Source organism: Dolichospermum sp. LEGE 00246 (genome assembly GCF_015207865.1).
Classification (GTDB): domain Bacteria; phylum Cyanobacteriota; class Cyanobacteriia; order Cyanobacteriales; family Nostocaceae; genus Dolichospermum; species Dolichospermum heterosporum.
This window is the reverse complement of record NZ_JADEWA010000438.1, coordinates 1-4,561: the sequence shown is the minus strand read 5'-3', so window position 1 is coordinate 4,561 and position 4,561 is coordinate 1. Positions and strand designations below refer to the sequence as shown.

3 protein-coding genes are annotated in these 4,561 nt (G+C 42.1%); all 3 read right to left on the bottom strand.

Features of this window, described 5'->3' with window-relative positions:
* Positions 1-295 precede the first annotated feature (295 nt).
* The gene (locus IQ228_RS21670; RefSeq protein WP_027404845.1) at positions 296-2,062 is read right to left on the bottom strand and encodes a ribonuclease J; all 1,767 of its coding nucleotides are present in this window, start codon (positions 2,060-2,062) and stop codon (positions 296-298) included.
* Positions 2,063-2,270: 208 nt separating this feature from the next.
* Entirely contained in the window at positions 2,271-3,173 is a 903-nt protein-coding gene (dapA, locus tag IQ228_RS21665) for a 4-hydroxy-tetrahydrodipicolinate synthase (protein ID WP_027404846.1), read from the bottom strand.
* A gap of 93 nt (positions 3,174-3,266) precedes the next feature.
* Positions 3,267-4,280, bottom strand: a complete 1,014-nt coding sequence (locus IQ228_RS21660; protein ID WP_193964408.1) for an aspartate-semialdehyde dehydrogenase — start codon at positions 4,278-4,280, stop codon at positions 3,267-3,269.
* Between the last annotated feature and the right edge of the window lie 281 nt (positions 4,281-4,561).

The window sequence follows — 4,561 nt, the reverse complement described above, 5'->3', positions numbered from 1 at the left end:
TTCGGCGTTGCTGAATTGAGGTATGAAATTCCCAAATTGAACCTTTAAAACTCAAACCTCAGTGCGTCTACTCTTCGAGATCACGAAGCGTGATTGCGCCTTTGCGTGAGACTAAAATTCATACCCTTAATCAGCAACGCCCAATCGCCAGGGTTGTGATTGCTTCCCTTCGCTCGCAATGACTGTAAATATTTTTGTCCAATTACTTATTGTGTTCACCTACTTAACTCTCAAAAAAGACGCAAAGATGCTGAATAACACCTTTGCGCCTCTGCGCCTCTGCGTGAGCTAACTATTAAGAAGCCACCGCAGTAGAACGAGTACGTCGTCTTCTACCATCAGAAACCTTCACAGCAGGTTCTTCAGGAACTTGCATCAACAACGTCAAAGAAGGTTGACATTGCAACTCTCTCCGCATAGAACGCGCCAACTCACGTTCTAAGGTTTCCTGCAATCCACCCCAGTCTGTATCAGCGGGTTGTCCTTCTACGGGAGAAAACTCTGTCCAGCGAACGCTAAGAATTTCCTCAATGCGTTGTTGTACCCATTTTTGTAAGAGCGATCGCTCGATGCTTGTCACAACACCCTGCATATGAATTTCCGTTTTTGCCATTAGCTTACCACTCCAATCAATAGCAGCAGCAATAGTCACAGTCCCTTCAGAAGCCATGCGTTGGCGTTCTTGCAACACCTTAGAACTCACCATACCAGAACTAGAAGTATCCACCAATTCAATCCCCGCTGGGACTTTTCCAGCAACACGGATAGAATCTTCCGTTAACTCGATGACATCCCCATTTTGGATAATCACCATATTTTCTGCTGGAATCCCCATACTTTGAGCAGTTTCCGAATGCTTCACCAACATCCGATGTTCACCGTGAAATGGCACAAAGAACTTAGGACGAGTTAAAGCAATCATCAGCTTTTGTTCTTCTTGACAGCCGTGGCCAGAAACGTGAATCCCTTTATCCCGTCCATAGACCACTTTTGCCCCCTGAATCATCAATTTATCAATGGTGTTCACCACAGCAATTGTGTTACCAGGAATGGGGTTAGCGGAGAAGAGAACCGTATCTCCTTGGCGAATTTTGATATGGGGATGTTCTTTATTGGCAATTCTTGTCATCGCTGCCATTGTTTCACCCTGAGAGCCAGTGGTTAAAATCAGCACTCTCTCATCTGGCATACCCCGAACCGTATGCAATGGTTGAAATAGGCTATCTTCACACTTGATATAACCTAAATTCCGAGCATGGGCGATTAAATTCAGCATGGAACGCCCAACGATTGTCACCACACGATTATGTTTTCTTGCTAGTTGCAAAATCATGTTGATGCGATGGACGCTAGAAGAAAAGGTGGTGACAAATAAACGTCCAGTAGCGTGAGAAAATTCTCGGTCAAGGTTAGGAAAAACAGCCCGTTCAGAAGGTGTAAATCCTGGCAATTCTGCATTGGTAGAATCACTCAGTAGGCAAAGTACGCCTTTTTCACCATGTTCTGCCAGCCGTTGTAAATCGAACTTTTCACCATCTACAGGAGTATGATCAATTTTAAAATCTCCTGTGTGGATAACTACGCCCAATGGTGTATGAATAGCAACGGTAAAGCTATCAGCAATGGAATGGGTGTTACGGATATATTCGACAAAGAAATGTTTACCAATTCTCACCACATCACGGGGGAGGACTGTTCTTAGTTCTGTGCGATCGCGTACCCCTGCTTCTTCTAGTTTACCCTCTAGCATTGCCATTGCTAGTCTAGGTCCATGAATCACCGGAATATCAAATTGCTTCAAGTGAAAGGCAATTCCCCCGATATGGTCTTCGTGACCATGAGTAACGATCATGCCCTTAATCTTGTGGCGATTTTCTCGTAGATAAGTTGTATCTGGCAATACAATATTTACCCCGTGCATGGCTTCTGTGGGAAAGGCTAATCCTGCATCTAACAGGATAATTTCGTCCTCATACTCAAAAACGCAAGTATTTTTACCTATTTCGTGTAACCCGCCCAAAGGAATGATTTTCAGAGCGAGATTAGATTCGTTTTTAGACATTTTCTCCTGGAGATTTTGTTAGTTGTGAATCAGTTGATAGTTCGGTTTCTTGTATGAAAGAAAAGACCAAATTTTCTGTTTAAATTCAGCTTCTATAAAGTCCTATTTGATTTCGTTGACATCAAACTGAATAATTTTTATATTGTTCAGTTGTAGCACAAGTGTTAAGACGATAATCTAGTCACCATTTGTACACATTATTTATAAATCACTCACCTATTGGGGCTGAGATTAAATTCAGCTTTTGCATTACTGACTCTAATTTTTTCGATACATCCGTATCAGCTTCATATAAGGGTAGACGAGTTGAACCTACTTCCCAACCTTGCAGTTTGAGTGCTTCTTTGACAGGAATGGGATTTGTAGTTAAAAATAGAGCTTTAAACAATGGAAACAATTGCAAATGAATGTCAGTAGCAAGTTGAGTATTTCCCGCTTTCCATGCTTGAATCATTTTTTGGATGTGATTACCCACTAAATGAGAAGCTACACTGACTATCCCTTGAGATCCTATGGCTAACATTGGTAAAGTTAAAGAATCATCTCCAGCGTAAATCTGAAATTCTTTGGGTGTCAAGCGACGGATTTCACTCACTTGATCTAAGTTACCACTGGCTTCTTTAATGGCGACAATGTTATCAATTTCCGCTAATCTTACCACTGTTTCGGAACTGAGGTTTTGTCCCGTGCGCCCAGGAATGTTATACAACATCATTGGCAGGTCAGGACAGGACTGGGCTATTGCCTGAAAGTGTTTGTATAATCCAGCCTGTGGCGGTTTGTTGTAATAGGGAACTACTTGTAAAGAACCATGTACTCCTATTTTAGCTGCTTTTTGGGTGGCGGCGATCGCTTCTTTGGTGTCATTAGAACCAGAACCAGCAATTACTTTAGCTTTACCGGATACAGTTTGCAATACCTCAACAAATAATTGATATTCTTCGTCCCAAGTCAGGGTTGGAGATTCGCCTGTTGTTCCACATACTACTATTGCATCTGTACCGTTGTTAACTAGATAATCTGCTAGTTTGGCAACTACATCATAATTAATACTACCGTCTGTCTTAAACGGCGTAATCATAGCAGTTACAATTGTTCCAAAATCTCCCACACTCTTTTCTCTCCTAATTTGTTAGTTGTCAGTTGTTGATTATCTAATGATTCATGACAGATGACTGAATTTAAACTTATACTGTAGTCAATTTTAGTAAATTTTTTCTACTAATAATTCAGCAATTTGCACTGCATTTAAAGCTGCACCTTTACGGATTTGGTCGCCGCATAGCCACAAGTCTAAACCACAAGCATGAGAAATATCCTGGCGAATTCTTCCCACCAAAACCTCATCTTTACCACTAGCATCTATAGGCATCGGAAAATAATTTGCTTGCCAATCTTCTACTAATTTCACCCCAGGGGATGTTCTTAAAATTTCTCTAGCCTCATCTGGATCAAAAGGTGTTTCAAATTCTAGATTAATGGCTTCAGAATGGGCGCGGAGTACGGGAACCCGTACACAGGTCGCGGTAATCCTGATTTCTTGATTACCAAAGATCTTGCGGGTTTCGTTCACCATTTTCATTTCTTCCTCACAATATCCCCAAGTTGTCATGGGAGAATTATGGGTAAATAAATTAAATGCCAATGGGTAAGGTAAAATCTCCGCTACTGGTTGCTTTCCTTGTAGTATAGCGTTACTTTGGATTTTTACTTCCTCCATTGCCTTCGCGCCAGCCCCACTAGCTGATTGATAGGTAGCAGCGACAATCCTTTTCACTGGTTTAACTTGATGTAATGGCCAAACTGCCAAGGACATGAGAATTGTCGTACAGTTGGGATTGGCAATAATTCCTTGGTGAGTGAATGCGGCTTGGGGATTTACCTCTGGAACTACCAAAGGGACATCCGGGTTCATGCGAAAGGCACTGGAATTATCAATTACCACTGCTCCTTTTTCTACCGCTACACTCGCCCAAGTTTTGGAGATGCTGCCCCCAGCACTAGCTAAGACTATATCTAGGCTTGCCAAACTGCGATCGCTCACCGCCTCAATTTGGATCTCTTCCCCCTTGAATCTGAGTGTTTTTCCCGCACTGCGTGGCGATGCCAACAATTTTAATTCAGCCAAGGGAAAATTTCGACTTTCTAGTAATTCCAGCAACTCAGTACCTACAGCACCAGTTGCTCCCAAAATAGCTACACGATAGGACTTAGACAAACTCGACTCCTCCTTTAAGAGGTAACTAGCACTTTTTTTAGGACAACTTAAAAAATCAAATGTTTCTGTTGTTCCTGTCAACAGCAGATTTCAAATAGTAAAATTTGCATATTTTCGTGATTATATCTCAATTTTTGATGACTATTGAGAAATTTGAGACTTTGTTGCTTACAGCGGTCTCCGCTCTTATGAGTTACATCCTAGCCCCCTCATCGCTTGCGGGGAGGGGGTTGGGGGTGGGGTTCTTGTACCTCATAACACCAGGAAGTGCTGTATATTGC

Coding starts and splice junctions, on each gene's coding strand:
- IQ228_RS21670 (WP_027404845.1), bottom strand. CDS start 2,062: ATGTCTAAAAACGAATCTAATCTCGCTCTGAAAATCATTCCTTTGGGC.